The organism is Hymenobacter duratus (assembly GCF_014698995.1).
GTDB lineage: Bacteria > Bacteroidota > Bacteroidia > Cytophagales > Hymenobacteraceae > Hymenobacter > Hymenobacter duratus.
On record NZ_JACWZZ010000002.1, the window covers coordinates 1102292 to 1127800 of the forward strand.

Here is a 25509-nt window from a genome sequence, read left to right on the forward strand (position 1 = left end):
TTCCTGAGCAAAGCCGCGCTGCTTACTGCTGCCGTGCCGTTTGTGGCGCTGGCCTGGGGGATGCTGAAAGGTGCCACCGACTACCGCGTGAAGCGCGTGACGCTGCGCTTTCCGAACCTGCCCGCCTCGTTTGATGGATTCAAGCTGCTGCAGATTTCGGATCTGCACGCCGGCAGCTTCGCCAGCAAAGAGCCCTTGCAGCGGGCGGTGGCGCTTATCAATCAGCAAAACGCCGACCTCGTGGTGATGACCGGTGACCTGGTCAACAACATTGCCACGGAGGTAGAAGACCACATCGAGACGCTGGCCCAGATCCGGAGCAAGGTGCAGAAGCTGTCTATTCTGGGCAACCACGACTACGCCGACTATGTAGACTGGACCGAGCAGGGCGGCGCGGCGGCCAAAACCGCCAACCTGGACCGGCTCAAGCAGAACCATGCCAAAATAGGCTGGAAACTGCTCCTTGATGAGGCACACCACCTGGAGCGCGACGGCGAGAAAATTGTTATTTTGGGCATTCAGAACTGGGGCGCGGCCATGCGCTTCCCTAAGTACGGCGACCTGGCCAAGGCCCATGCCGCCGCCGATCCGTCGGTGCCCTTCAAGATCCTGCTTTCGCACGACCCCTCCCACTGGGATGCGCAGGTCCGCCCTGAGTTTCCGGATGTGGACCTAACACTTTCCGGCCACACCCACGGCATGCAGTTCGGGGTCAATCTGCCCTTCTTCAAGTGGAGCCCGGTGCAGTACGTGTATAAGCAGTGGGCCGGGCTGTATCAGCAAGGCAAGCAGTACCTGTACGTGAATACCGGGCTCGGCTATATCGGCTACCCAGGCCGTGTGGGGTTCCTGCCCGAAATAACGGTGTTTGAGTTGCGCCGGGCTTAGTTTACCTTGCCCGATATATCCCGAAAGCAGAGCCGCCGCAGTAACCTGTGGCGGCTTTTTCGTTTGTGTTTTTTCCGTTTGGTAACCGCTAAGGAAGCTGTACCGTATACGCGCCATTAGGATTTTCCTACCCTACTCTCTCCTTTTCCACAACCTCTCTAGTCATGAAAAAGACCCTGTTCCTTCTGTCGGCAGTTGCCTCCCTCTCTCTGGCATCCTGCTCCGACAACAAAACCACCGATACGGCCACAACCACTTCGGGTGATGGCATGACAACTACCACGACTACGACCACCACCACGGCGTATTCGGATGAGGCTATTCAGCAGCGCGCCGACCGGATTGCAGCAGCTATGGCCGCAAAGATGAAGTTCGACGATGCTACCCGCGAGAAAGTGCGCACGGTATACATCAACCGTGGCAAGCGCCTGGGCGAGCTGCAGACCCAGTACGCCACCGATACCACCGGTATGGCTGCTGCCATGCGCACCGCTTACTCCGATGCCGATATGGAGATGAAAACGGTCTTCGCCGACCCTACGCAGTATTCAGCCTATGAGTCGAGCCGTACAGAATACATGGATGACATGTACATGGACGACGCTTCGATGCAGGCTAACTCGACGGACATGAGCACCACTCCCGAAGCCTCGGGCACCGCTACGGAAGTCAGCAAAATGAAAGTAAAAGCCGACGGCGACGTGAAAATCAAAGACGTAGAAGGCAACAAAATGAAGATGGACGGCGACGATGGCACCGTGAAAGCCAAAACCGCTGACGGCGACAAAGTAAAAGCCGAGTAGTCTTCTGCTGTATTTAGCAAAGCGAAACAGGCTGCCTACCTGAAATACACACCATTCGTCGGTGTGATTTTTTAGCTGGCCGATTATTGTTTCTCTTCTCCCGGAAAAGCCCGAACCTGCAACGGTCCGGGCTTTTTTTGGCTCTCTTGTTGGCTACCTTGCCGGTTGCTGGCGTTATTTCTGGTTGATGAGCTATCTGAATTTCCTTTTTGGCGCTGTGTCGCACCGGCTCCGGCCCCTGGCCAGCAACGTGTGGTTCCTGGCTGGTTTCGTGCTGCTGCTGCTGTTTTCCGGTACGGCCCGTGCCCAGGTGCGCGTGTCGGGCTCGGTGCTGGAAGCCGGCACGGGCCGCTCGATTCCGGGAGCCGCCGTCATCGTGCAGGGCACGGGCCGGGGTACCGTCGCCGACCCCGAAGGCGACTTTCGCATTGATGTGGGCAACCGCGACACGCTGGTTTTCCGGGCCGTGGGCTTCAAGACGCGCCGCGTGCCGATGGGCAATACCGGTCTTTCGCAGCTGGTTATCCAGGTGGCCATGATGCGCGACAGTGTGATGCTGGGCGAGGTGCGCGTAACAGAAGGCCGCCCCGACCGGGCCGCCATCAACCGGGCGCTGCGCAACATCAACCGGCCCAGCACCGCGCCTGCCAGCGCCGTGAAGCGCCCCCCGGCTCCCCGCCCTTTGTTTCCCGTCGACACGATTGCGCCGCGGGCGGTAGTTCCGACCCTGGCCAGCCCCGTCAGCCTGATTTATGAGCAATTCTCACGGGCCGGCAAGGAGCGCCGCAAGATGGAGGAAATTCAGGCGCAGGAAGCCGCCGAGAAAGCGCAGAAGGCGCGTTTGAAATACAACAAGAACTTCAGGGACAACCGTGGCTACGAGGAGTAGCTGGTGAGGCGGTAACGTAGCTGGATAAAGAAAAGCATGCTGAGCATGATGGTGTTCTTTACCAACCCACCACCCGACCAACTCGTAAGCCCGAAAATGAAAATCGGGTATCCTTGTATCAATCAGTCACTCGACTGCACTTCCTCGACTACATTCCGCCTGGCTTCTTACTCTGATGAGCGGGTAGAGCAGACCGTGGCAGCCAATCTGGCGTGTCTGCAGCGCATTCTGGAGTATAATGTGGCACATGGACTGCTGTTCTTCCGCATCAGCTCCGGCATTGTGCCGTTTGGCTCGCACCCCGTCAACACCTTTCCCTGGCAGAGCCGCTTCGCCGCTGAGTTCCGCGCCATTGGCGACTATATCAAGGCCCACGGTATGCGGGTCTCGCTGCACCCCGACCAGTTTGTGGTGCTCAACTCGCCCAGCCCCGATATTGTGCAGCGCAGCATTGCCGAGCTGGTGTATCAGGGCTCGATGCTGGACTTGATGGGTCTCGACAGCACGGCTAAGCTCCAGATCCATCTGGGCGGCCTCTACGGCGACCGGGACACGGCTATTGAGCGGTTTATCGCCACATTTCATACCCTCCCAGCAGCAGTGCAGGTGCGGTTGGTGGTCGAAAACGACGACCGGCTGTTCAGCCTGCAGGACTGCCTGCGGCTGCATGCCGCTACCGGCACCCCCATTCTCTTCGACAACTTCCATCACGAATGCCTCAACCATGGCGAGCCGATGGCTGAGGCGCTACGCTTAGCGGCGGCTACCTGGCATCCTACGCGGGACGGCGTGATGATGATGGACTACAGCTCTCAGTCGCCGGGGGAGCGGAAAGGCAAGCACGTAAGCTCCATTCAGGAAGACCTGTTTCGTGGCTTCCTGCACGAGTTGGGCAGCTTAGACGCCGATATCATGCTGGAAATTAAAGACAAGGAGGCCAGTGCCCACCGGGCCTGCGGCATTCTGCGCGGCCTGTCGCTGGTGCCGCCTGCGCCGGCCGGCTACACGGCCCCTACTTTCCCTCCTGCGCTTACAGACTCGTCTGCTCTGCCCCCGCGCAAAGCCCGCACGCCGAAGAAGCCGGTAGCTGAACGGTAACCTTCGGGTGTATTCAGCTGTTTTTCTGTTTTTATCCTTCTCTTTTTCTGCTTACTATGACCACCGACCTGCTCAACGCTACGCTTCATTCTTTGCAAAACGGCCTCACGAGTATTCCGCTCAGTGCGGCCATGGACAACACCGAAACCTGGCAGCAACAACTGCTGCACAGCGGCGAGCCTGCACTGCAGGACATAGGCCGGGAAATCGGCAATCTGCAGTCGTTGCTGAGCAGCGGCTCGCTCAATGCCGAGCTCATCGGCCGCTCACTGAATATGCTGGGCTCCCAGACCATTCAGGCCGCCGCCCACGCCGACACACCTCTGCAGGCAAACCTGCGGGCCCTCGGCGACGTGCTGCTCCAGGCTGGTGCCAAGCTTGAGGCACAGCCAGCAGGGTAAGGAATAGCTTTTACCAGATACAGCAACGCCCACCCTGTGACCAGGGTGGGCGTTGCTGTATCTGGTGCCTTCAGGCGTATCAGCGCTGAGCCGGAACGGTGTTTGGCGTAGTAGTGCGGGGTGCGGTAGGCGTGGTAGCACGGCGTGCCGGCGCATTCGGCTGCACGGTAGTGCGGCGCTGCATCGTGCGCTCCTCCATCGTGGCAGGCCGCTGCAGCGGGGGCTCGACTGGGGTAGTACCGGTGCCCACCCCAGTGCTGATCTGGGTTGGACTATTGCCCAAACCTACCTGCGTGGGGCTGGTGGTAGTAGGAGTGCGCTGGTCCAGGGTACCCGGGTTGGAGGGTGCCGCCGGAGATACCGTGGTCTGGTTCTGGCTCCCGGCCCGTTGTGGCGAAGTAGGTGTCATCTGAGCCTGCGCGGAAGCAGCAGCAAGTAGTATGGTGGCAAAAAGCAAGGTCGTTTTCATGATATGTCTGCTATGGAGTAACGGATGCCGATATAGCTCCTGTTGGGTTCCATACGACCAAAGTGCTGGCACCGCCTGAAAACCGCGAGATTATTGGAGTACAAAATTTTGATATTCAATCTACTACATATTTTTTTCACCTGGCTCGCCCACCAGGAATAAGAGCCCTGAGGCCGGGTGCTCCTGATTCTTTCTTCAAGCGAAAAGCCACGGGCTGGTGGCGTTCTGGAGCCGAAGGAAGCACAAAAAAGCTCCTCTTTGAAGAGGAGCTTCAGGGGGCAGAATGCAACGCTACGGGCTGATTAGGCAGTCTGCGTCCGAGGCTTACGCGGCCTCGTTCGGCGTCGTCATCTGCTCAGCCTGGTACCGTGCCAGCAACGATGGACTGGCTATTACCACGGTAGCATAGCCTTTGGGCATTTCGTTGTAGAGTAAGCGCAGCTGAGCATTTTCCCAGCGCTGGCTTGTGGCAGAAGAGCCAGAGCCATAGCTACGGGTGAGGAGCGCCTGAATTCCGCGGCAGTTGGCCTCGCCCAGCACGCGCACCTCAATGCAGCACAGCTGGTCTTTGTAGAAGCCGTAGCTGATGCCCGTTACGCGGTAGCCGCCCAATATAAGGGGCTCGCCGGGACGAGTGTAGTAGCTGATGGAAGTTGGGGCACCAAGCCGTTGCTCAGGTACTAGCCGTCGGAAACTCTGCCGGGGCATACCCAGCCAGGTGGTGCGCAACTCTGCCGCCAGTTTCTGCGAACGGAAAGTGGTTTCGCGCTGTGCTGTGCTGCCAGCCGGCTGTATGGCCCAAGCGTTCAGGGTAGAAAGCAGCAAAAGCAGAAAAGTCAGCCCGTGTTTCATAGCTGCAGCAAGATAGTAAAAGACGTGGCTAAATGCCTGATAGCTCGCCCTATTAATTCTAAAAAGGCGAAATATCCGTGGATTGTTCATCCTCTTTTTGCTCGGCATAGGCCCGGTGCCACAGGGTTTTCAGTGCTGGTCTACACGGCCTTCTGCTGCGGTTTTCGGCACAGCGCTTCCCGAAGTGCTTATCGGTAGCCCGGTCAGCTGGGGTTCAATCCGCCGAAATCAAGTACCAGCTTGTTAAGCACCACGCCTTCGTGCGGGCCAAGGGCCTGAGCCGACATGCCGGCTTCGGTTCGGTGATGAATTTCCGGCGGCGCTGGTGGAGCCGGGCCTTACCGCCGTCAGCCGGCCTTCGTACCGCCTGCTTCTGGAGCAGGGGCGGTCCAAGAAAAGCGCCAGCCCGCGCGTCTGCATCGTTTTCAGCGGCCCGACCATCTTCTCTGAAAGACATAGCTGGCTGCTTTACCCTCAAAATCGGAGAACCGGCCCTGGTGTTGGCAATACTGTGGGCCTGAAAACAAAAATCCCGCCCTGCAAGCTGCAAAGCGGGATTTAGTGGAGCTGCAGGGAGTCGAACCCTGGTCCAGACAAGGAAGGCGTCGAGCTTTCTACGTGTGTATCTATGCTTAGATTTTCGAGACATCCCAGGCGCACATCAGGCCCTTGGTTTGTCCTTATCTGTTTGAGTTTCGCCTTAGCGTCACAGCGCCCCTAAGACTATCCTAACTCTTACGACGCCCCGAACTCACCCGTGAGAAGGATTACGGGTGCGGGACGATGACATTACTTAGTACCTAGACTAAGCAGCCATGGCGTAGCTATACTCGCCAGTTGTTGTTCGGACGGCTTTTTTTACGGGAGATTCATCCAACTCCCGACACGCTTACTCGCGACATGCACAAGCTGTCAATTCCGGTCAGCCCCAATTGAGAAAGAACATACCCGCCACGAATAGCGGGGTGCGAATGTACGCACATCAGCCAGAAAACGTTGCCAGCACCTGAAATTGTTCCCTTCGACACCCGTAACGCGTAAGGAATCTGAGCTTTCCATGCTGGGCTAACGCAGCCTTTCTTCGACGCGCAACTTGACGCTATTTAGCAGCTACTTTATTGGGCTGAAATCCGGGCGCGTTGGTCTGCCAGAGCCCGAAGGCCATGAGGTCGGCAATGCTTTCGAACTGCTTGAGGCGGGAGTCGCCCATGCCGTGACCGGCCTCGTAGTCGGTGAAGAACAGCACGGGCTTGCCGCTGGTGTTGCTGGCCTGCAGGCGGGCCGCAAACTTGGCCGGCTGCCACGCAATAACGCGCGGGTCGTTGAAGCCAGCCGTAACGAGCGTGGCGGGGTACTGGGTGCCGGATTTGAGGTGGTGGTAGGCGTCCATTTCCAGCAGCGCTTTGGCCTCATCTTCCTTGGCAATCGTGCCGAACTCGGGCACGTTTACGGGGCCATTGGGCGAGTTTTCCATACGCACGGCGTTCAGGCAGCCCACCTCCGGAATGGCTACCGCAAACAGGTCGGGCCGCTCGGTCATGGCCCGCCCGATGAGGATGCCCCCGGCGCTGCCGCCGTTGATGGCTATTTTGCCGGGCGCGGTGTAGTTGTTTTTGGTCAGGTACTCGGCGCAGGCAATGAGGTCTTTCCAGGTGTTGGGCTTGGTGGTTTTCTGGCCGGCCTTATGCCAGGCTTCACCCAGCTCGCCGCCGCCCCGCACGTGCGGCACAGCCAGCACCCCGCCCTGTTGGGCCCAGAGAAGGAAGGGCGGCATGAAGGTGGGCTCCATTGCCCGCGAATAGGCCCCGTAGCCGACCATCAGCGTAGGCGCTGACTTGTCGCGCTTCAGGCCCTTTTTGTACACCAACGACAGCGGCACCTGCACGCCGTCGTGCGAAGGCACCATCAACTCTTCCACTACCAAGTCGGCAAACTCGGGGTACTGCGCCTCCGACGATAGTGGCTCGGGCGTGAACTGCCGGCTGGCCGGGGTATAGCGGTAGCGCTGCCGGTCGGTGGTCCAGCCGCCCATCGTCACCCACAGGTCCGACGACTGCGCGTTTTTGCCCGTCAGCTCCAGGCGGCCGGCCGGCTGGGGCAGCTTCAGCTCCTGTGCCGTTTTCGAGCCCCGGGGCACAAAGTACAGCTTGGCTTCCACCCCATTTTTCGTGCGCACGAAATACAGACCATCCTTCGTGAATTTCAGCTGCTCATCGTTGATGGACTCGCCGGCCGCTTCGGGCACCAGCACTTCGGCCGTGGCTACATCAGGCCGGGCGGCGGGCATGCGCATCAGCTTCTGGCGGGGCGTGTTGCGCGAAGTCACGAAGTAGATATTCTGCTCGTCCGTCACGAAGTTGGTGACTTCATCGGAGGGCCGAAACAGCGGCTTCCACGGGATATTGGGCTTGGTGAGGGCCGCTGCCGGGGCGTAGAACACGTTCATGTAGCGGTCCACGGAGTACAGGAAGCCATAGGCCAGCTTGGTGTCCCGGTCGATGCCCGCATAAGGGTAGTCGGAGGGCTTGATGCCGAGCTTGGGATAGAGCTGGCTGGAGAAAACTATCTGGTCCTGAGCGACGGGCGTGCCCACGCGGTGCAGGCGGCACTGCGTGTTCTGGCGGGCGGCCATGTCCTTCAGGTCGCCGTTATTGAAGGGCAGGTAGGCCAGCGTCTGGTTGTCGGGCAGCCAGTCGCCGCCGCCCCGGTTCAACGGAATCTGCTCGGGGTAGAGCTTGCGGGTTTTCACGTCCATAATCAGGGTGCGGCCCAGCTCAGTTCCTTTCTCGCTGATACCAAACGACACCTTGGAGCCATCGAGGCTAGGCGAGAAACCGTTGATGTTGTACACCTTGCCCGGTTCGTAGGTTTCGGGGTCGAAGAGCAGCACCTCCTGCCCCTTGTAACCGTCGCGGCAGTACAGCTTGGGCTGCTGGTCCTGGGGGCGCGACTTGTAGTAGAAGTACCGGTCGTTATCGGCCACGCGCAGGTCCGTTACGCGGGCGGCCTTGCGCTTGTCCATCTCCACCATCTTATCAATCAGTCCCTGCCGGCCCGGTATGGCGTCCAGCGTTTGGCGGGCATACTCGCTCTGGACTTTCATCCAGGAAGCTACGGCGGGGTCCTGCAGATTCTCAAGGTTGCGGTAGGGGTCCTCCACCTTCACCCCGAAGTAGGTATCGGTGGCGGATACGGAGGGCGCAGCGGCCGGCCCCGACTGGGCCAGGGCGGTGGTGGAGACCAGCAGAGCCGTGAGGAATAGGATTGTCTTCATGTGGAAAATAATAACTATTGAGAAATGCACCGGCCGGCATAAGGCCCAGCCAAACACGCCAAATTATCAGCACTGCACAATCACACAATCATGTGATTATCAACTATTCGCCTATCAAACCACACCGCCAGCACCCGCCTTTCTCATCTTTGCTCTGCCTTCACCCTGGGGCCTTATTTCAGGCTGGTGAGATGCTCCGGCAAGCGGCTTTGCCTGATCAAAACCCCACCTGCCGGGGGCGGATTCGGGCAAGGCTTTGCCTATCTTTGTAGCCAGCATCTATGGAGAATTTCGTCGTTTCGGCCCGCAAGTACCGTCCAGCCACGTTTCGCAGCGTGGTGGGGCAGCAGCACGTCACTACTACTCTACAAAACGCCATTGCCTCGCAGCATCTGGCGCAGGCATTCCTGTTTTGTGGGCCCCGGGGCGTGGGCAAAACCACCTGTGCCCGCATTCTGGCCAAAACCATCAACTGCGAGTTTGTAGAGGAACACGTGCGCAAAAGCCGCCCGATTTCCGAGCTGATTCAGCAGCAGCCCGACATCGTGCCCGATGCGCTGCTCACGGCCAAAGACGCCGACAACACGCCGTTCGAGCTGGAAGCCTGCGGCAAATGCTCATCGTGCCGCGCGTTTCAGGAAAACGCCTCGTTCAACGTGCACGAGCTGGATGCGGCCTCGAACAACTCGGTGGAAGACATCCGCAGCCTGGTGGAGCAGGTGCGCTACGCCCCGCAGCAGGGCCGCTTCAAGGTGTACATCATCGACGAAGTGCACATGCTCTCGAATGCGGCCTTCAACGCCTTTCTGAAGACGCTGGAGGAGCCGCCGAGCTACGCCATCTTCATTCTGGCCACCACCGAGCGGCACAAGATTATCCCCACTATTCTGTCGCGCTGCCAGATTTTCGACTTCAATCGGATTCGGGTCGACGACATTCGGGGGCATCTGCGCCACGTGGCTACCCAGGAGAAAATCAAGGCCGAAGACGACGCGCTGCACCTGCTGGCCCAGAAAGCCGACGGCGGCCTGCGCGACGCGCTGAGCATGTTCGACCAGATGGTGACCTTCTCGGGCCACGACCTGACCTACAAGGATGTGGTGCAGAACCTGCACATTCTGGACTACGAGTACTATTTCCGACTCGTGGATGCGCTGCTCACCGAAAACCTGAGCGCCACGCTGCTGCTGCTGGAGGAAATCATGCAGAACGGCTTCGACCTGCACAATTTCGTGGTGGGCGCGGCCGAGCACCTGCGCGGACTGCTGGTGTGCAAAGACCCCGTGACGGTGCAGTTGCTGGAAGTATCCGACAACATCCGGAGCCGCTACGTGCAGCAGGCCCAGGCCGCGCCGCTGCCGTTCCTGCTTTCCGGCCTGAACCTGGTGAGCCTCTGCGACCGGGAGTTCAAGCAGGCCAAAAACCAGCGCCTGCACGTAGAGTTGACGCTGATGAAGCTCACCTACCTCAACAGCGCCGTGCAGTTTGCCCGCGACCTGAGCGCCGGCCCCGCCGCCTCAGCCAGCAACGGCGAGGCGAAAAAAAAAAGTAGCGTAACGACTCTGGCTGCACCGGCTCCCAATGGCCAGCTTGTAGCCGACGGTACTGCCGAAGCGCCGGCTGCCTACGGCTCTTTGAACGGCACCAGCACTCCACGCCCGGCACCGGCTGCGCCCATCAATACCGCAGAACTGGCGCATGCGCCCGCCGACCCGGAGCCCATTGTGCCAGTGGAAAGCGGCGTGGAAGAGCTCCACGACACGCCCAGCATCGAGGATGAAGGCGCAACGCAGGTGCCAGCTACGGCCCGGCTGCGCGACACCGTGCCGCACGTAGAAATCGGGCGGCCCAGTATGGCCGGCCACGAGCCGGGCCAGCCCGCCGTGACGGCGGCTCCTATGCCGCCGCCCCGCCCCGGGATGCCGCCCGCCGGCAAGCCGCTGGGCCTCGGCACCAAGCTCCCCGGCCTGGGCAGCCTGAGCGCCATGAAGGCGCAACTGGAGCAGCAGGCTGCCGCCGGCAAAGCCGCCGTGGACACTGAGCCCAGTGGCCCGACCACCGGTCTGCCCGCCATCAACGACGAGGTGCTGCAGCGCGTGTGGAAGGAGCTGACCGAAGAGCGCAAACCCATCAGCATGATGCATTATAGCCTGCTCAACCGGCCGGTGCAGGCCAACGAGCAGCACCTGATTCTGCTGCGCGTGGATAACCCCGTGCAGGAAGACCTGTTCAACGAACTGCGGGCCGAGTTTTTGGGCGAGCTGCGCCGCCGCACCGGCTATCCACGCCTCAACGTGCAGGTAGAAGTAGTGGAACGAGTGGAAACCGGCCGCAAGCTCTACACGTCCACCGACAAGATGGACTACCTGATGGAGAAGTACCCGATGCTGCTGGAAATGAAGCAGAAACTGGGCCTCGACGTCGATTAATCACGGATTTTGTGAGCGGCGCTTCCATTCCTGGGGGCGGCACACTTACTACTCTCTAAAACAAAGGGGCTTGTCACGTGGCAAGCCCCTTTGTTTTGCCAATCAGCCGCGAAAACCGGCTAGTCGAGCACCATCCGCGCTAATCCGTCGGTCTTCATACGCATTTTTCCGCACTTCGCGGCCGAGAGGGCGCGGCAGAGCTTTTTATTCCCAGGGGGTCCGCCTATCTTTGACTCCTTATTCCGTTCTGCTCTGCTGCCTGCGCTGGTCTCCCTGTGAAAAAACCCCTTCTGCTCCTTATTCCAGCCCTGGCCACGCTCGGTCTTACTCAATGCCAGACCAGCAAGCCCGCTGCTACAGCAGCAGCCACTACCCCGGCCGCCAACACAGAGGCTCCCAAACAGAAGGAATACAAGTACCAGACTGTAGAAGGCGACCCGCTCAAAGCGCGCATCTACACGCTGGATAACGGCCTGACCGTTTACTTGTCCGACTACGACGACGCCCCGCGCATCCAGACCTACCTGGCCGTGCGCGCCGGCTCCAAAAACGACCCCGCCACTGCTACCGGCCTCGCGCACTACCTGGAGCACATGGTCTTCAAGGGCACCTCCAAGCTGGGCACCCAGAACTGGCCGGCCGAAAAAGCGGAGCTGACCAAGATTGAGGCCCTCTACGAACAGTACCGCGCCCAGCGCAACGACCCCGCCGCCCGCAAGCGCACCTATCACCAGATCGACTCGATTTCTGGCGTAGCGGCCAAGTACGCCGTGGCCAATGAGTACGACAAGGTCATGGGCGCCATCGGCGCGAAAGGCTCCAATGCCTACACCTCCGTCGAGCAGACGGTGTACCAGGAAGACATTCCGAGCAACCAGCTGGAAAAGTGGGCCGCCATCCAGGCCGAGCGGCTGGGCGAGATGGTACCGCGCCTGTTCCATACCGAGCTGGAAGCCGTGTACGAGGAAAAAAACCGCGGCCTCGACAACGACTTCAACAAGGAATACGAGGCTCTGAACCGCAGCCTCTACCAGAAGCACGAGTACGGCACCCAGACCACCATCGGCACCATCGAGCACCTGCAGAACCCGTCCATCACGGAGATTAAGCGGTATTTCGACAAGTACTACGTGCCCAACAACGTGGCGCTGTGCCTGAGCGGCGACCTGGACTATGACCAGACCATCCGCGTCATCGACCAGTACTTCGGCAAGCTGCAGAGCAAGCCGGTACCGGCCTTTACGCCTGCTCAGGAAGCGCCCATCACGGCGCCGCTCGTGACGCAGATTGTGGGGCCAGATGCCGAAAACGTGATGCTCGGCTTCCGCTTTCCCGGCACCACCACCCGCGAGGCGCTGGTGCTGCGCATGGTGGACAAGCTGCTCAGCAACGGCCAGGCCGGGTTGATTGACCTGAACCTGAATCAGCAGCAGAAGGTGCTGCAGGCGGCCTCGTTCACCGACATCAACAACGACTACTCCTCGCACATTCTCTACGCCACGCCCCGCCAGGGCCAGAAGCTGGAAGAGGTGCGCGACCTGCTGCTCGCCCAGCTCGACAAGGTGAAGAAGGGCGACTTCCCCGACTGGCTGATTCCGGCCATCATCAACAACGAGCAGCTGCAGCGCACCAAGAGCTACGAAAACAACGAGGCCCGCGCCGGCGCCTTTGTGGCGGCTTTCGTGGCCCGCGAGGACTGGAAGGACTACCTCAAGCAAATCAACGACTTCGGCACCATCACCAAGGAAGAGGTGATGCGCGTGGCCAACCAGTACTACGGCCCCGGCTACGCGGCCATCTACAAGCGCACCGGCAAAGACGCCAACGCCGTGAAAGTGGTGAAGCCGGCCATTACGCCGGTGCCCGTGAACCGCGAAGTGGCCTCCGACTTCTACAAGCAGGTAACCGGCCTGAGCAGCCCCGAGCTGCAGCCGGTGTTCGTGGATTACAAGAAGGACATTCAGGAAGTGAAGCTGGAGTCGGGCGTGCCGGTGTACTACACCCGCAACACCGAAAACAACCTCTTCAACCTGTTCTACGTGCTCGACCTGGGCACCAACAACGACCCCAGGCTGGGCCTCGCCACCGACTACCTGCAGTACCTGGGCACCGACAAATACACGGCCGCGCAGCTGCAGCAGGAGTTCTACAAGCTGGGCTGCTCCTTCGCGGTGCAGAGCGGGCAGGACCGCACTACCGTCAGCCTCTCCGGCCTCGACGCCAACTTCGAGCCGGCGCTGCAGTTGTTTGAAAGCCTGCTGGCCGCGCCCAAGCCCGATGCCGCCGCCCTCAAAAACATGGTGGCCGGCGTGCTGAAGTCGCGCCAGGATGCCAAGCTGAACAAGCAGGTGATTCTGAGCCAGGCCATGGTGAACTTCGCCAAGTACGGCCCCAAAAACCCCTTCACCACGCAGCTGAGCGAGAAAGAGCTGAAGGCCCTGAAACCCGAGCAGCTCACCGCCACCATCAAAACCATCCCGACCTACCAGCACCGCGTGCTGTACTACGGGCCGCGTATGCTGGAAACGTGGCATAAGGAGGTGGCTCCTACGCAAGACGCCAAGACGCCTCAGTCTCGCGTGATGGTAGCCGGGCTAGTAGATGCTCTTGAAAACTACCACCGCGGCCCCGCCCAGCTCACCCCCACCCCGGCGGCCAAGGACTTCGCGGAGCAACCCATGAACCAGCGCAAGGTCTATTGGGTGGACTACAACATGGTGCAGGCCGAAATCCTGTTCCTGACCAAAGGCACCATCTACGACAAAGCCCTGGTGCCGACCACCAGCCTCTACAACGAATACTTCGGCGGCAGCATGGGCAGCATCGTGTTTCAGGAATTGCGCGAGTCGAAGGCGCTGGCTTACTCGGCTTTGTCGCGTTACGTCAACCCTGACAAGATGGGCCGCAGCGCCTACAACATGAGTTCCATCGGCACACAGGCCGACAAGCTGCCCGAGGCCATGGCCGGCATGAACACCCTGCTCAACGACATGCCCGTGGCCGAAGCCAACCTGCAAATCGCCAAGAACGCCATCCGCAACAGCATCGCCACGGAGCGCATCACCAAGGCCGACATCCTGCTCAGCTACGAGCGCGCCCGCCGCCTCGGCCTCGACTACGACCTGCGCCGCGACGTGTATGAGCAAACGCCCAACATGAGCTTCCAGGACCTGCAGAAGTTTCAGCAGGCCCGCGTGAAAGGCCAGAACCAGACCATTCTGGTGATTGGCTCCAAAGACCGCCTCAATTTCAAGGAGTTGGCCAAGTACGGCCAGGTCCAGCAACTCACCCTGAAAGAAATTTTCGGGTATTGACCGACTTCACGCCCCGACCCTCCGTCGCCTCACCCCCTGGCCCCCTCTCCTCTAGAGAGGGGGAACTAGCTCTAAAAAAGGATTAGAAAGCTAGACCTAGAGCCCCTCTCCCCTTGGAGAGGGGTTGGGGTGAGGCAACTAGAGCTAGGAGTGAAGTCGCCCTTCGCAACTACTAAAAACATACAGTCCAAAGTACCTTCAACAATGGCAGAACAGAAAATCACCATCAAGAACGGCAAACTCAATGTGCCTGACCAACCGACCATTCCTTTCATCGAAGGCGACGGTACGGGTCCGGACATCTGGGCGGCCTCCGTGCGCGTCTTCAATGCGGCCGTAGAAAAAGCCTACGGCGGCGCGCGCAAGCTGGTGTGGAAAGAGGTACTGGCCGGTGAAAAGGCATTCAAGCAAGTAAACAACTGGCTGCCCAACGAAACCCTCGACGCGTTCCGCGAATACCTCGTGGGCATCAAAGGCCCCCTGACCACGCCCGTGGGCGGCGGTATCCGGAGCCTGAACGTGGCCCTGCGCCAGGAGCTCGACCTCTACGCCTGCGTGCGGCCCGTGCGCTGGTTTGAGGGCGTGCCCTCGCCCGTGCGCCACCCCGAGCTGACCGACATGGTCATCTTCCGCGAAAACACCGAAGACATCTACGCCGGCATCGAGTACATGAACGGCACGCCGCAGGCCCAGAAAATGCTGGAATTCCTGCAGGATGAGATGGGCGTGAAGAAAATCCGCTTCCCCGAAACGTCCTCGTTCGGCATCAAGCCCGTCTCGAAAGAGGGCACCGAGCGGCTGGTGCGCGCCGCCATCAAGTACGCCATCGAGCACAAGAAGCCTTCCGTGACCATCGTGCACAAAGGCAACATCATGAAGTTCACCGAAGGCGCTTTCAAAACCTGGGGCTACGAGCTGGCCGAAAAGGAATTCGGCGACAAGGTGTACACCTGGAGCCAGTACGACAAGGTGCTGGCCAAGCAGGGCCAGGAAGTAGCCGACGCCCAGCAGAAAGCAGCCCTCGACGGCGGCAAAATCCTCATCAAGGACAGCATCGCCGATGCCTTCCTGCAGCAGATTCTGCTCCGCCCCGCTGAGTACTCGGTGGTAGCCACCCTGAACCTGAACGGCGACTACATCTCCGACGCGCTGGCCGCCATCGTGGGCGGTATCGGTATTGCGCCGGGTGCCAACATCAACTACCTCACCGGCCACGCCATCTTCGAGGCCACCCACGGCACAGCGCCCAAATACGCCAACCAGGACAAGGTGAACCCCGGCTCCGTGATTCTGAGCGGCGCCATGATGCTGGAGCACCTGGGCTGGCAGGAAGCCGCCGACCTCATCTACAAAGGCCTCGAAGCCGCCATTGCCGCCAAGCGCGTCACCTACGACTTCGAACGCCAGATGGAAGGCGCTACCCTGCTCAAATGCTCCGAGTTCGGCGACGAGGTTATCGCCCGGATGTAGTAGCTTGGCCGTAGCCAATTAACCATTGAAACCCCCCGCGTTAGCTGTCAGGCTTGCGCGGGGGTTTTAAAATAGACCATCTTATAAATCAATGGCACTGGATAAAGCAGACTGGCATTACGGGGGTGATTTCCCAGAAGAACTTCCTGATGAAAATGGGGCGACTCATATCGGAATGTTTATAGCTTGGATAATCCAGCAAGAGCTAGAAGGTGAAGTTCATCACGAAGATGAAGACGGAAAACAGGCGCTTGAGGCTGTTCGGCAACGCACCATGACAGGCCGCGATTTTTTGCAAACTCAGTGTGATGAGAAATTTTGGGCCGAGGATTTGAATGATGAAGGCCTTGCATTCGCTCATTATTATTATAGTGACGAAGAAGGTGGACTTGGCTCCTATTACGAAGACTATGAGCAGACACTAGCAGCGGACTTGCCGACCATATACCATGTAGAGGATACATGGAACAATTATGACCGCCTGAAACCAGTGATTGATCAGCGGTTCGCGGAGTGGAAATCTGTATAGCTGAACGCCTAATCCCCTCTGGCGCGAGTTTAGCGCAGCGTAACTCGTGACCAGCCCATCAGGGGGAGGCTGCGCCTCCACTGCCGCAATGCGGCAAGCTGGCCTCATGCCCAGACTTCCGTATCTTACAGCATGCAAACCCGCCAGCAGCTTGAAGCCATTCTCCGCGACCTGAAGCCTCTGTTGGCTTCCCGGTTTCGGGTGCGCAGCTTGGGCTACTTCGGTTCCTTTGCCACCGACACGGCCGGCCCGTACAGCGACGTAGATATTCTGGCCGAATTCGTGGAGCCGCCGGGCTGGGAGTTTTTCGAGCTGGAAGAGTTGCTGGAAAATGCCCTGCGCCGCAAAGTAGACCTCGTCACGCCCGACGCCCTGAAGCGGCAGCTGCGGGACAGCATTCTGGCGCAGGTGCGCTACGTCTGATGGCTACTCCCCGCTCCTATCTGCTATACCTGGAGGAGGATATGCAGGAAGCCATGGAACGCATAGCCCGCTACTGCGCCGGGTTGGATTTCGAACAATTCCGCGTTAACGAGCTGGTTGTGGATGCCGTGGTGCGCAACATCGAAGTCATTGGGGAAGCTGCCAAGAAAGTACCAGCACACGTGCAGTAGGCCTATCCGCAGGTGCCCTGGTCGCAGATGTACCGGATGCGTAACCGCATTTCTCACGAATACTTTGGCCTTGACCATGCCATTATCTGGCGCGTTGCTACCCAGCACCTGCCCGCCAACTACCAGGATGTGCTAACGATTATTGCAAGCGAGAAGCCGTAATCTGAAAGCAGCCTACCTACCCCAGCGCAAACAAAAACAGGGCCCCCACCGGGTGCCCTGTTTCATTTCCAGTAAGCCGAAACGCCTACTGCGCCGTGCCGGCTTTCCGTTCGCGGCGCACGCGCTTCAGCAGCTGCTGGAAGGTGTAGTCCTCGGCCTTGGCTTTGTCGGAGCGGGCGTAGAGGGCCTTGCCATCGTTGAAAAGGTGCGCCATTTCGGCGTAGAGGGCGTTGAGCACCGTCATGTTTTCCTCCGTGTTAATCTTCTGGCTGCTCATCTGGCTGCCCTGGCTGGTGGTATCCGCCACCAGCGCTTCGTAGAGGTCCTGCAGCTTTTGGGTGTCGTCGGGTTTCTGGCCTTTGGCCGCCAGCGCCGCCTTGTTAGCCTCCAGGTTCTGGAGCAGCGTTTTGAGGGACGCTTCCAGGCCCGAGTGGTCGTCGTGGTTCCGGGCGCGGCGGGCCTGCTCAATGCCAAACCGGTCGGCGGGCACCGTGAGCGGGGTAGCGCGCCGCACGCGGGCCGCCAGGAAATCCAGCGCCTGGGGCAGCCCCTTGTACACGGCCTCAATGCGCTCCGTGAACACCATGCGCTTGGCAATCTGCACCGAGGTAGCCTCCAGCGCATCGGCCGCCGCTACGTGGGCATCATAGTCTTTGAGGAAAGCGGCGGTATAGTCCTCGGGCAATAGCTCCTGAAAGTCGGCTTGGTCGCGCAGGTAGCTCGCGCGCAGCAGCCGTGCCAGCGGCACCAGCTCATCCAGTCGGCACTTAAAATCGGGTTTAATTCGGTCCATATAAGGAAAAATTGAAGTGAAATAGATGCGCGTAATGTAGCAAGTTTCGCGTCACGTATAGCACGCACCATCCCCGTTTTCGCACCCGATTTTCTTCCTCCTTTCGACACGAGCGCCAGACCGTTCGACACGACTTCCACGTCGGTCGGAATGACCTCCGGGGCGGTTGACACGACTTCCGGGCCGGTCGACACGGTTTCCGGGCCGGTCGACACGGCTTCCATAGCGGGCGACACGGTTTTCGGGCCGGTCGACACGACTTCCGGGGCGGTCGACACGACTTCCATACCGTTCGACACGGCTGCCGGCTGGCGCTTTGCCGGCCGCTAACTCCTGTTTTTTGTATCCCGAAGCCACAATATTCCGGCGAAGGGGCAGTTTACAGGCCCATTCTTTCTCTTTCCTATTTCTATGTTTCGTATCCCTACCCTGCGGCGCGTGGCCCCGCTCCTGTCGGTGCTGGGCGTGGCTGCCGCCTGCTCCAAAGACGACGACCAGTCGGCCACCCCGGAAACCGGCACGTTTGAGAAAACCGTGCGGCTGCCCGCCGACTACTACCCGCCCACCGATGTAGCCGAGCTGACCGATGGCAGCGTGTTCGTGCTGCGCCAGGCCCGCCCGCAGGTAAACGGCTACGTCGCCAGCTTTACCACCACCCGCGACGGGAAGCGGCTGCTCTGCTCCGGCGAAGCCGGCAGGCTGGTGCTGCGCAAAACCAACGCCGACCTCACCGACTAAAAAACGCAAAACCTAACGGTTGCTGCCCACACAAAGGCCGTTCTGCTGAGCACAGCAGAACGGCCTTTGTCGTTGTGGGTCGCCCTCCGCTAGTGGATAGAAGGACTTGCGGCATCATACGTGGCCTGCCCCGCCTGCACCACCCGCGCCGTCACGAGCAGCTGGCCGGTGTGGCGCGTGGTGTGCTCGGCGGCATGCACCAGCAGCCCGATGACGGTGCTGGGCAGCGCCTGCCGCCCCACCGGCCGGAACTCGGTGAGGGTAGCTTCGGGCGTGGCGCGCAGCGCGGCCAGCAGCTGCTCCACAGCTTCCGAAAACTGCTGCACCAGCGCGACGGTGGTTTCGGGGGCGGTGGGGCCTTCTTTTTCGGCGGCGAGGAAGCGAAACTGCTCGGCCGTGAGCGGCTGCTGGCGAGCGTAGGTCTGCATGCGGCTGAGCACGCCGGCCAGGTGGCGCAGATGAAACCCCACCGACGCCACCCCGGCCGGCCGCACCGGCAGCAGATGGTCGGGGAAGTCGTGGAGGGCGGCCTGCACTTCGGCGCGTGCCTGCAGCAGCGCGTGCGCCACGGGCTGCAGCAGCGGCGGCACCTCGGGCAGCGGGCCGCGCAGCCAGTATTCGGGTTGCGGAACGGAGGGCGTGGTCATGGGTAGTATAACTGCCGGGGCCGCCCGCAGGTTGGGCGCAGATGAGTTGGTGGGTATATTCACAAAAACCAATATCTTCCCAGTAGCAGTCTTATCCTTCCACCATTTCTCTTTCTTGCTATGGCCCTCGACCTGCTTTCCGATGCCGTTGTAGATACCGTGTCGTTGCCGACTACCAATGCCCGGGTGCGGAGCAAAGCCCGCGGTATTGGTAGCTCCCACACCGTTACGGGCCTGGAAGTGCGCCTGTCGCGGGTGTTTATCCAAGACAACCGCACGCCCAAAGTCTGGCCCTTCCCCGGCTTCGCCGACGTGTACCTGCTGCTGGTCGTGTTCGACGACCTCAACCCCGAGCCCCAGGCCCTGACGCTGTCAGGCTTTGCCCGCATTGATGACGGCGAAGACCTGCCCGTGGACAAAACCGCGTACCTCTGGAAGCAGCAGCAGGAAAACGAGCAGGCCCCGTCGCAGGTGCATGTGCTGCTATCGGTGCTTAAGAGCAAGAGAGGCCTGCGCGACACGGCCGCCGTGCTGGCCCAGGCCCGCGACTCCGACGACTACCGTGGCCTAGTGGGCGAGGTGGTAGGAGCCATTGTCGGCGCCCCGGCCCGCACCGCCGAAGTCATTTTGCAACTAGGAGCCGTGGTCGGTAATCTGCTGAAGGAAGTGGAAGACAAGCCGCTGTTCACGCAGGTCATCAGCTTCACCGACATCAACGGCGACTTCGACAACCTGGGCAAAACGCCGGTGGTGAAGATGAACAACTACGTGCAGACCACCCTCACGCTGGTCGTGCGCGACCCTTCCCGCGAGCCAGCCGTGTAAGGCCCCCTTCTCCGCATGAAGACGTTTTCGGAAGTATTGCTGGCCGCCCTCATCAGCGACGCGGTGGTGGCCCTGCTGCTGGGGCTGCTGCTGAAAAGCCGCACCGAGCGGATTGCCCACGAAATCAGGACCCAGTATGAGCAGCTGGCAACCACGTTCCGCTCGCGCTTCAGCTGGAAGGAAAAAGCCCTGGCCGAGCTGCTGGCGCCGCTGCACATGCAGCTGAACCGCACCGAGCGGGCGTTCCGGCGCTATGCCGCTGGCAATCTGTACCTGGAGGCGCGCATCCTGAAAGAAGGCAACGAGGCCATCCGCAACCTGCTCATCGAGAAAGGCTACCTGATTCCGCTGGAGCTGCTGCCCGACGCCGACCGGCTGATAGAGCACTACGATATCTGGCTCGAAGAATTTGCCCGCGTGCGGGATGCCGCCCAGCCCGACCTGGCCACGCCGTTCGTGTTTGTGGGGCCGCAGGGCTACCCGTTTCCGCGCGCCGCCGCCGACCGGTTTCAGCAGCTCTACCAGCAGCTGTGGCGCGAGGTATATGGCCCTGCTTCCTGAGCCCGGCTAGGTATTGACGGGCCCCGGTCTATCTTTAAGCCCATGCTCCAGCCTTCTCAGCGCGGCGTGGCCCTGCCTGCTTCGCCCTACCGCAAACTCACGCCCTTCGCCGACGCCGCCCGCCAGCGGGGAATTATCGTTCACCCGCTCAACATCGGCCAGCCCGACATCGAAACGCCGCCGTCCATGCTGGCAGCCGTGCAGCGGGCCAGCATTCAGGTGCTCGAGTACAGCCCTACGGCCGGCTACCCCAGCTACCGCCGCAAGCTGGCCGACTACTACCAGCGCCTGGGCCTGGACGTCGTGTCCGATGACATCATCGTGACGACGGGCGGCAGCGAGGCCATTGCCTTTGCGCTGCTGGCCTGCCTGAATCCCGGCGACGAGTTTATCGTGCCAGAGCCGTTCTACGGGCCGTATTCGGCGTTTGCCGTGGCTACGGGCACGCACGTGGTACCCGTGACGGCACGGCTGGAAGACAACTTCGCCTTGCCGCCCCTCGCGGAGTTTGAGCGGAAGATTACGCCGCGCACTAAGGCCATTCTGATCTGCAGCCCCAACAACCCCACCGGCTACGTGTACAGCCGCGCGGAGCTGGAGCAGCTGAAGGAGCTATGCCTGCGCCACAACCTCTACCTGCTCTCCGACGAGGCGTACCGGGAGTTCTGCTACAACACCGAGTATACCAGCGCCCTGAACCTGCGCGGCGCCGACGACCATATCGTGCTGCTCGATACCATATCGAAGCGGTATAGTGCGTGCGGGGCGCGCATCGGGGCCATTGTCACAAAAAACCCCGCCCTGCGCGACGTATTTTTCAAGCTGGCCCAGCTGCGCGTGAGCCCGCCGGGCCTGGGGCAGTTGCTGGCCGAAGCCGCCGCCGACCTGCCCGCTACCTACTTCGACCACACCAAAACCGAATACTTAGCACGCCGTGACCTGATGCTGCGCCGCCTGCGGGCCATGCCCGGCGTGCAGGTGCCCACTCCCAGCGGCGCGTTCTACGTCATTGCCCACCTGCCCGTGGATGATGCCGACCGGTTTGCGCAATGGCTCCTGGAGGAGTTCAGCTACCACGGCCAGACCCTGATGATTTCGCCGGCTTCCGGTTTCTACGCCACGCCCGGCCTGGGCCGCCAGCAGGTACGCCTGGCCTACGTTGTCAATCAGGACATCATCAGCAAGGCCATGGACTGCCTGGAAGCAGCGCTACAGCAATACCCGGGCCGCGAGGAGCAACAGCGTGTAGCCGCCGGGGTCCGGGAAGCGGCTGGCTGATTCGCTTGGGTACACCGTTTAGCTCCGTAGTGCCGCCGCGAGCAGGCTTTGTATACCTTCTGGGCTGATTCTTGCGTTCTGCTTCCTGATGAAACGTTTGCTGCCTCTTTTGCTCCTGCCACTGCTCGGTATTGTACCGGCCAGGGCGCAGCCCACATTGCCCGAATCGGCGCGGCTGCTCACGCTGCGCATCAACGGGCAGGCCGTGGCCGCCGATACCATCAGTTCCCGCTTCTTCCTGGGCGAAGACCGGGCGCTGCGCCTCAACATCGTGCGCGCCGACGACCCGGACGGCGAAGGCCTGACCATCATCATCGACCGGTTCCCGATTCAGGCGCGCAGCTACAGCTTCCAGGAAATTCTGAGTGGCCGCAACCGCGACGCGTCGTATCGTTTCGGCAAGGTATCAGCCTACTCCAAATCCTGCGGCCAGAACACCGGCAACGTTACTATTACGGGGGTAAATACTGTGCGGCACTGGCTGATGGGCACGTATTCGTGCCAGGTGTGCGAAGCCGGGCGGGGCGGGCGGCGCTTTACGCTGGAAGGCACCTTCCGGTACCCCGTGGAGAAGGAGTAAGCAGTGGCGAAACTGCTGTACCTTCCGGGCAGATTCTGGTTTTCATTCGCTCCTGTTACATGCTTCTTCCCACTTTCCCCCGCCTGATACTGGCGGCTGGCCTGCTGCTCAGCGCCGCTCCGGCTACGCTGGCCCAAACCACCACCGCACCCAACCGTTTCGTCACCGATAGCCTCGACAGCTACATCCAGCGCGGGATGCGGAAATGGCAAGTACCGGGGCTGGCCATAGTGGTGGTGAAAGACGGAAAAGTAGTGGTGCAGAAAGGCTACGGCGTGCGTGAAATGGGCAAACCCGCCCCCGTGGATGCCAACACGCTGTTCATGATTGCCTCCAACACCAAGCTGTTCACGGGCACGGCGCTGGCCAAGCTCGATGGCGAGAAGAAAATCAACCTCGACGAAAAAGTAACCAAGTACCTGCCCGATTTTCGGCTCTACGACTCGCTGGCGTCGCAGCAGGTGACGGTGCGCGACCTGATGAGCCACCATTTCGGCTTCAAGACGTTCCAAGGCGACTTCACGTTTTTCAAATCCAATCTGGAGCGCAAGGAAATTGTGCGGCGCATGCGGCTGATGAAGCCCGGTGGCCAGTTCCGGCGCGACTATGGCTACAGCAACTCGGGCTTTGTGGCGGCGGGCGAGGTGATACCAGCGGCCACCGGCGGCACCAGCTGGGAAAACTACGTGCGCCAGAACCTGCTGCAGCCGCTGAACATGACCAGCACCGATGTTAGCTCAGCGGGCTTTGGGCAGCGGCCGAATATTGCGCACGCCTACTCCAACACGTTCGGGCCGCTGGCAGAAGTGCCGTTTGATAACTGGGACAACATGGCTCCGGCCGCCAGCATCGTTTCCAACGTGACGGACCTGAGCAACTGGCTGCGTTTCCAGCTGGATAGTGGCCGCTACCAGGGCAAGCAGGTGATGCCTTGGGCGGCGCTGCGCAAAACCCGTGACGCCAACACCGTTATCAGCAGCCGCAAATCGGCCATCTACCCCATGCATTTCGTCACGTACGGGCTGGGTGTGGAAGCCGCCGACTATAACGGCAAGCAGATTTTCTGGCACACCGGCGGCGCTTCGGGGCAGGTGAGCAACGTGTGCTTTGTGCCGGAAGCCGGGCTGGGCATTGCCGTCCTCACCAACAACGACAACCAGAGCTTCTTCGAGCTGCTGCGCTACCAGCTGCTTGACAGCTACCTGGGCGTGCCTTACGTGGACCGCAGCGCCCAAGGCCTGAAACGCAAGCAACTGGCCGAAGCCACCAAAACTGATCCGACGAAGGAGCTGGCCGCCCGCGTCAGCAAAAAGAACAAGCCCGCGCTGCCGCTCAAGGCCTATGTGGGCGAGTATGAAAACAAGCTGTTTGGCCGTATCAGCATCAGCCAGAAAGGCAAGCAGCTGCTCGTTACGCTGCCCAACCACCCCGGCCTTACCGCCACCCTTGACTACATGGACGGCCAGGAATTCCGCGCCACCTACTCCGACCTGGTGTTTGGCGTGATGCCGGCCAAGTTTGAAATGGATGGCAACAACGTGAAGACCGTGGAGCTGCGCGTGAATGACTACGTGGAGTACGACCCGTACGTGTTCAGCAAGCTGTAATACCACCAAACGCCCAAAAAAGCCCGCCTGTCATCATCATGATGCTAGGCGGGCTTTTTTGGACTTATCAGCTATGTTAAACCAAGCTGGACCGGTTCACAGCACCACTGCTTACAGCGTGGCCAGATCAATCACGAAGCGGTATTTCACGTCGGACTTCATCATCCGCTCGTAGGCTTCGTTGATGTAGTCCATGCGGATAACTTCCACATCGGACATGACATTGTGCTCGGCGCAGAAATTCAACATTTCCTGGGTTTCCTGGATGCCCCCGATGAGCGAGCCGGCAATGCGGCGACGCTTGGCAATCAGGTTGAAGGCATGCAGCTGCGGCGCTTCCGGTGGCACACCCAGCAGCACCATCGTGCCGTCGCGGCGCAGGCTGGCCACGTAGGGCGTCAGGTCCATGGGAGCCGACACGGTGTTGATGATCAGGTCGAAATAGTTGCCGATGCCTTTCATTGCTTCGGGGTCTTTGGTTACCACGAATTTGTGGGCGCCCAGGGCTTTGGCGTCGGCTTCCTTGCCGGGCGAGGTGCTGAGCACCGTTACTTCGCAGCCCATAGCGGCCGCAAACTTTACGGCCATGTGGCCCAGGCCGCCGAGGCCCATTACGGCTACCCGGTCGCCCTGCTTGGCGTTCCACTGGCGCAGCGGCGACCAGGTGGTGATGCCGGCACAGAGCAGCGGCGCCACGCGGGCCAGATCCAGCTTCTCGGACACGCGCAGCACGAATTTCTCCGTTACCACGATATTGTTGGAGTAGCCGCCGTAGGTGGGCGTGCCGTCTTTCTCACGGGCATTGTACGTGCCCACAAAGCCATTGTCGCAGTACTGCTCCAGGCCGTCGTTGCACTCGGGGCAGTGCTGGCAGGAGTCTACCATGCAGCCCACGCCGGCAAGGTCGCCGGGCTTGAAGTTTTTGACGTGCGCGCCAACTTCCGTGATACGGCCCACAATTTCGTGGCCCGGCACCATTGGGAAGATGGAGCCGCCCCACTCGTCGCGGACCTGGTGCACATCGGAGTGGCAAACGCCGCAGAACAGAATTTCAATGCGCACATCGTGCGGGCCTACGTCGCGGCGCTCAAACTGAAACGGGGTGAGCGGCGCGTGAGCCGCCGGAGCGGCATATCCTTTAGATGCAATCATGCGTGTGGTTTTAAGGGGGAAACGGAGCAAGTTCGAGTGGGTATAACTGTGTTTGGCGCTGAAGGTTCGTTCCCGGGAATTAAACCGTCACGCTCAGACCACAAACGGCCGTAACGGTGTACCTTACGCCCCTGCT

22 protein-coding genes, 1 other RNA gene and 1 pseudogene are annotated in these 25509 nt (G+C 60.5%); 17 read left to right on the top strand and 7 right to left on the bottom strand.

The genetic code is table 11. The annotated features are described in order from the left end of the window. Positions 1 to 60 precede the first annotated feature (60 nt). From IC231_RS12685 to IC231_RS12705, 5 genes are all read left to right on the top strand, one after another. Positions 61 to 888, top strand: a complete 828-nt coding sequence (locus IC231_RS12685) for a metallophosphoesterase (RefSeq protein ID WP_394368204.1) — start codon at positions 61 to 63, stop codon at positions 886 to 888. A gap of 164 nt (positions 889 to 1052) precedes the next feature. Then, positions 1053 to 1691 carry a hypothetical protein gene (locus IC231_RS12690; protein ID WP_190784849.1) on the top strand — a complete coding sequence of 213 codons (639 nt, stop codon included), beginning with the start codon at positions 1053 to 1055 and terminating at the stop codon, positions 1689 to 1691. A 217-nt stretch (positions 1692 to 1908) separates the two neighbouring features. Beyond that, positions 1909 to 2580, top strand: coding sequence for a carboxypeptidase-like regulatory domain-containing protein (locus IC231_RS12695; RefSeq protein WP_190784850.1), 672 nt, complete (start codon positions 1909 to 1911; stop codon positions 2578 to 2580). A 45-nt stretch (positions 2581 to 2625) separates the two neighbouring features. Further along, entirely contained in the window at positions 2626 to 3678 is a 1053-nt protein-coding gene (gene uvsE / locus IC231_RS12700) for a UV DNA damage repair endonuclease UvsE (RefSeq protein WP_211539036.1), read from the top strand. Between the two features lie 56 nt (positions 3679 to 3734). Continuing rightward, the gene (locus IC231_RS12705) at positions 3735 to 4079 is read left to right on the top strand and encodes a hypothetical protein (protein ID WP_190784851.1); all 345 of its coding nucleotides are present in this window, start codon (positions 3735 to 3737) and stop codon (positions 4077 to 4079) included. A 79-nt stretch (positions 4080 to 4158) separates the two neighbouring features. On the opposite strand, the gene IC231_RS12710 is transcribed toward IC231_RS12705, so the two are convergent. The 4 genes from IC231_RS12710 to IC231_RS12725 form a co-directional block, all read right to left on the bottom strand. Then, positions 4159 to 4548: a hypothetical protein gene (locus tag IC231_RS12710; protein WP_190784852.1), complete on the bottom strand. Its 390-nt coding sequence runs from the start codon at positions 4546 to 4548 to the stop codon at positions 4159 to 4161. A gap of 324 nt (positions 4549 to 4872) precedes the next feature. Beyond that, positions 4873 to 5400 carry a hypothetical protein gene (locus IC231_RS12715; RefSeq protein WP_190784853.1) on the bottom strand — a complete coding sequence of 176 codons (528 nt, stop codon included), beginning with the start codon at positions 5398 to 5400 and terminating at the stop codon, positions 4873 to 4875. A 559-nt stretch (positions 5401 to 5959) separates the two neighbouring features. Continuing rightward, positions 5960 to 6330, bottom strand: a transfer-messenger RNA (tmRNA) gene (ssrA, locus tag IC231_RS12720). A 169-nt stretch (positions 6331 to 6499) separates the two neighbouring features. Next, positions 6500 to 8674, bottom strand: coding sequence for a prolyl oligopeptidase family serine peptidase (locus tag IC231_RS12725; protein WP_190784854.1), 2175 nt, complete (start codon positions 8672 to 8674; stop codon positions 6500 to 6502). A 281-nt stretch (positions 8675 to 8955) separates the two neighbouring features. On the opposite strand from IC231_RS12725, the gene dnaX reads away from it, so the two are divergent. From dnaX to IC231_RS12755, 6 genes and pseudogenes are all read left to right on the top strand, one after another. Further along, complete coding sequence (dnaX, locus tag IC231_RS12730; RefSeq protein ID WP_190784855.1) at positions 8956 to 11103, top strand: DNA polymerase III subunit gamma/tau; 2148 nt, start codon at positions 8956 to 8958, stop codon at positions 11101 to 11103. Positions 11104 to 11378: 275 nt separating this feature from the next. Next, positions 11379 to 14417 (top strand): M16 family metallopeptidase, encoded by a 3039-nt coding sequence (locus IC231_RS12735; RefSeq protein ID WP_211539037.1) that lies wholly within the window; start codon positions 11379 to 11381, stop codon positions 14415 to 14417. A 150-nt stretch (positions 14418 to 14567) separates the two neighbouring features. Continuing rightward, complete coding sequence (gene icd / locus IC231_RS12740; RefSeq protein WP_317173279.1) at positions 14568 to 15887, top strand: NADP-dependent isocitrate dehydrogenase; 1320 nt, start codon at positions 14568 to 14570, stop codon at positions 15885 to 15887. Between the two features lie 91 nt (positions 15888 to 15978). Continuing rightward, positions 15979 to 16416, top strand: coding sequence for a DUF7832 domain-containing protein (locus IC231_RS12745; protein WP_190784857.1), 438 nt, complete (start codon positions 15979 to 15981; stop codon positions 16414 to 16416). 132 nt (positions 16417 to 16548) lie between these two features. Continuing rightward, positions 16549 to 16839 (top strand): nucleotidyltransferase family protein, encoded by a 291-nt coding sequence (locus tag IC231_RS12750; RefSeq protein WP_190784858.1) that lies wholly within the window; start codon positions 16549 to 16551, stop codon positions 16837 to 16839. A 53-nt stretch (positions 16840 to 16892) separates the two neighbouring features. Beyond that, positions 16893 to 17192 (top strand): annotated as a pseudogene (locus tag IC231_RS12755) (HepT-like ribonuclease domain-containing protein). Positions 17193 to 17277: 85 nt separating this feature from the next. Here IC231_RS12755 and IC231_RS12760 read toward each other — a convergent pair. Next, positions 17278 to 17985 (bottom strand): hypothetical protein, encoded by a 708-nt coding sequence (locus IC231_RS12760; RefSeq protein WP_190784859.1) that lies wholly within the window; start codon positions 17983 to 17985, stop codon positions 17278 to 17280. A gap of 411 nt (positions 17986 to 18396) precedes the next feature. Here IC231_RS12760 and IC231_RS12765 point away from each other — a divergent pair, with 411 nt between their 5' ends. Next, positions 18397 to 18723, top strand: coding sequence for a hypothetical protein (locus tag IC231_RS12765; protein ID WP_190784860.1), 327 nt, complete (start codon positions 18397 to 18399; stop codon positions 18721 to 18723). Between the two features lie 89 nt (positions 18724 to 18812). Here IC231_RS12765 and IC231_RS12770 read toward each other — a convergent pair whose 3' ends face one another. Further along, complete coding sequence (locus IC231_RS12770) at positions 18813 to 19370, bottom strand: DinB family protein (RefSeq protein ID WP_190784861.1); 558 nt, start codon at positions 19368 to 19370, stop codon at positions 18813 to 18815. Between the two features lie 120 nt (positions 19371 to 19490). On the opposite strand from IC231_RS12770, the gene IC231_RS12775 reads away from it, so the two are divergent. The 5 genes from IC231_RS12775 to IC231_RS12795 all read left to right on the top strand — a co-directional run bounded on the left by IC231_RS12775 (position 19491) and on the right by IC231_RS12795 (position 24221). Then, on the top strand, positions 19491 to 20195 hold the full coding sequence (locus tag IC231_RS12775) for a hypothetical protein (RefSeq protein WP_190784862.1): 705 nt from the start codon (positions 19491 to 19493) through the stop codon (positions 20193 to 20195). A gap of 15 nt (positions 20196 to 20210) precedes the next feature. Further along, positions 20211 to 20756 carry a hypothetical protein gene (locus IC231_RS12780; RefSeq protein WP_190784863.1) on the top strand — a complete coding sequence of 182 codons (546 nt, stop codon included), beginning with the start codon at positions 20211 to 20213 and terminating at the stop codon, positions 20754 to 20756. A 42-nt stretch (positions 20757 to 20798) separates the two neighbouring features. Then, positions 20799 to 22034 carry a pyridoxal phosphate-dependent aminotransferase gene (locus IC231_RS12785; protein ID WP_190784864.1) on the top strand — a complete coding sequence of 412 codons (1236 nt, stop codon included), beginning with the start codon at positions 20799 to 20801 and terminating at the stop codon, positions 22032 to 22034. Positions 22035 to 22122: 88 nt separating this feature from the next. After that, positions 22123 to 22614: a hypothetical protein gene (locus IC231_RS12790; protein ID WP_190784865.1), complete on the top strand. Its 492-nt coding sequence runs from the start codon at positions 22123 to 22125 to the stop codon at positions 22612 to 22614. A gap of 59 nt (positions 22615 to 22673) precedes the next feature. Next, positions 22674 to 24221: a serine hydrolase gene (locus IC231_RS12795; RefSeq protein WP_190784866.1), complete on the top strand. Its 1548-nt coding sequence runs from the start codon at positions 22674 to 22676 to the stop codon at positions 24219 to 24221. A 111-nt stretch (positions 24222 to 24332) separates the two neighbouring features. Here IC231_RS12795 and IC231_RS12800 read toward each other — a convergent pair whose 3' ends face one another. Beyond that, positions 24333 to 25373, bottom strand: a complete 1041-nt coding sequence (locus IC231_RS12800; RefSeq protein ID WP_190784867.1) for an NAD(P)-dependent alcohol dehydrogenase — start codon at positions 25371 to 25373, stop codon at positions 24333 to 24335. Positions 25374 to 25509: the final 136 nt, after the last annotated feature.

Excerpts from the sequence above, each read along its gene's own strand:
- IC231_RS12685 (WP_394368204.1), top strand. The coding sequence starts at position 61 with ATGCTGAAAGGTGCCACCGACTACCGCGTGAAGCGCGTGACGCTGCGC.
- IC231_RS12690 (WP_190784849.1), top strand. The coding sequence starts at position 1,053 with ATGAAAAAGACCCTGTTCCTTCTGTCGGCAGTTGCCTCCCTCTCTCTG.
- uvsE (WP_211539036.1), top strand. The coding sequence starts at position 2,626 with ATGATGGTGTTCTTTACCAACCCACCACCCGACCAACTCGTAAGCCCG.
- IC231_RS12705 (WP_190784851.1), top strand. The coding sequence starts at position 3,735 with ATGACCACCGACCTGCTCAACGCTACGCTTCATTCTTTGCAAAACGGC.
- IC231_RS12710 (WP_190784852.1), bottom strand. The coding sequence starts at position 4,548 with ATGAAAACGACCTTGCTTTTTGCCACCATACTACTTGCTGCTGCTTCC.
- IC231_RS12715 (WP_190784853.1), bottom strand. The coding sequence starts at position 5,400 with ATGAAACACGGGCTGACTTTTCTGCTTTTGCTGCTTTCTACCCTGAAC.
- IC231_RS12725 (WP_190784854.1), bottom strand. The coding sequence starts at position 8,674 with ATGAAGACAATCCTATTCCTCACGGCTCTGCTGGTCTCCACCACCGCC.
- dnaX (WP_190784855.1), top strand. The coding sequence starts at position 8,956 with ATGGAGAATTTCGTCGTTTCGGCCCGCAAGTACCGTCCAGCCACGTTT.
- IC231_RS12745 (WP_190784857.1), top strand. The coding sequence starts at position 15,979 with ATGGCACTGGATAAAGCAGACTGGCATTACGGGGGTGATTTCCCAGAA.
- IC231_RS12750 (WP_190784858.1), top strand. The coding sequence starts at position 16,549 with ATGCAAACCCGCCAGCAGCTTGAAGCCATTCTCCGCGACCTGAAGCCT.
- IC231_RS12760 (WP_190784859.1), bottom strand. The coding sequence starts at position 17,985 with ATGGACCGAATTAAACCCGATTTTAAGTGCCGACTGGATGAGCTGGTG.
- IC231_RS12765 (WP_190784860.1), top strand. The coding sequence starts at position 18,397 with ATGTTTCGTATCCCTACCCTGCGGCGCGTGGCCCCGCTCCTGTCGGTG.
- IC231_RS12770 (WP_190784861.1), bottom strand. The coding sequence starts at position 19,370 with ATGACCACGCCCTCCGTTCCGCAACCCGAATACTGGCTGCGCGGCCCG.
- IC231_RS12775 (WP_190784862.1), top strand. The coding sequence starts at position 19,491 with ATGGCCCTCGACCTGCTTTCCGATGCCGTTGTAGATACCGTGTCGTTG.
- IC231_RS12780 (WP_190784863.1), top strand. The coding sequence starts at position 20,211 with ATGAAGACGTTTTCGGAAGTATTGCTGGCCGCCCTCATCAGCGACGCG.
- IC231_RS12785 (WP_190784864.1), top strand. The coding sequence starts at position 20,799 with ATGCTCCAGCCTTCTCAGCGCGGCGTGGCCCTGCCTGCTTCGCCCTAC.
- IC231_RS12790 (WP_190784865.1), top strand. The coding sequence starts at position 22,123 with ATGAAACGTTTGCTGCCTCTTTTGCTCCTGCCACTGCTCGGTATTGTA.
- IC231_RS12795 (WP_190784866.1), top strand. The coding sequence starts at position 22,674 with ATGCTTCTTCCCACTTTCCCCCGCCTGATACTGGCGGCTGGCCTGCTG.
- IC231_RS12800 (WP_190784867.1), bottom strand. The coding sequence starts at position 25,373 with ATGATTGCATCTAAAGGATATGCCGCTCCGGCGGCTCACGCGCCGCTC.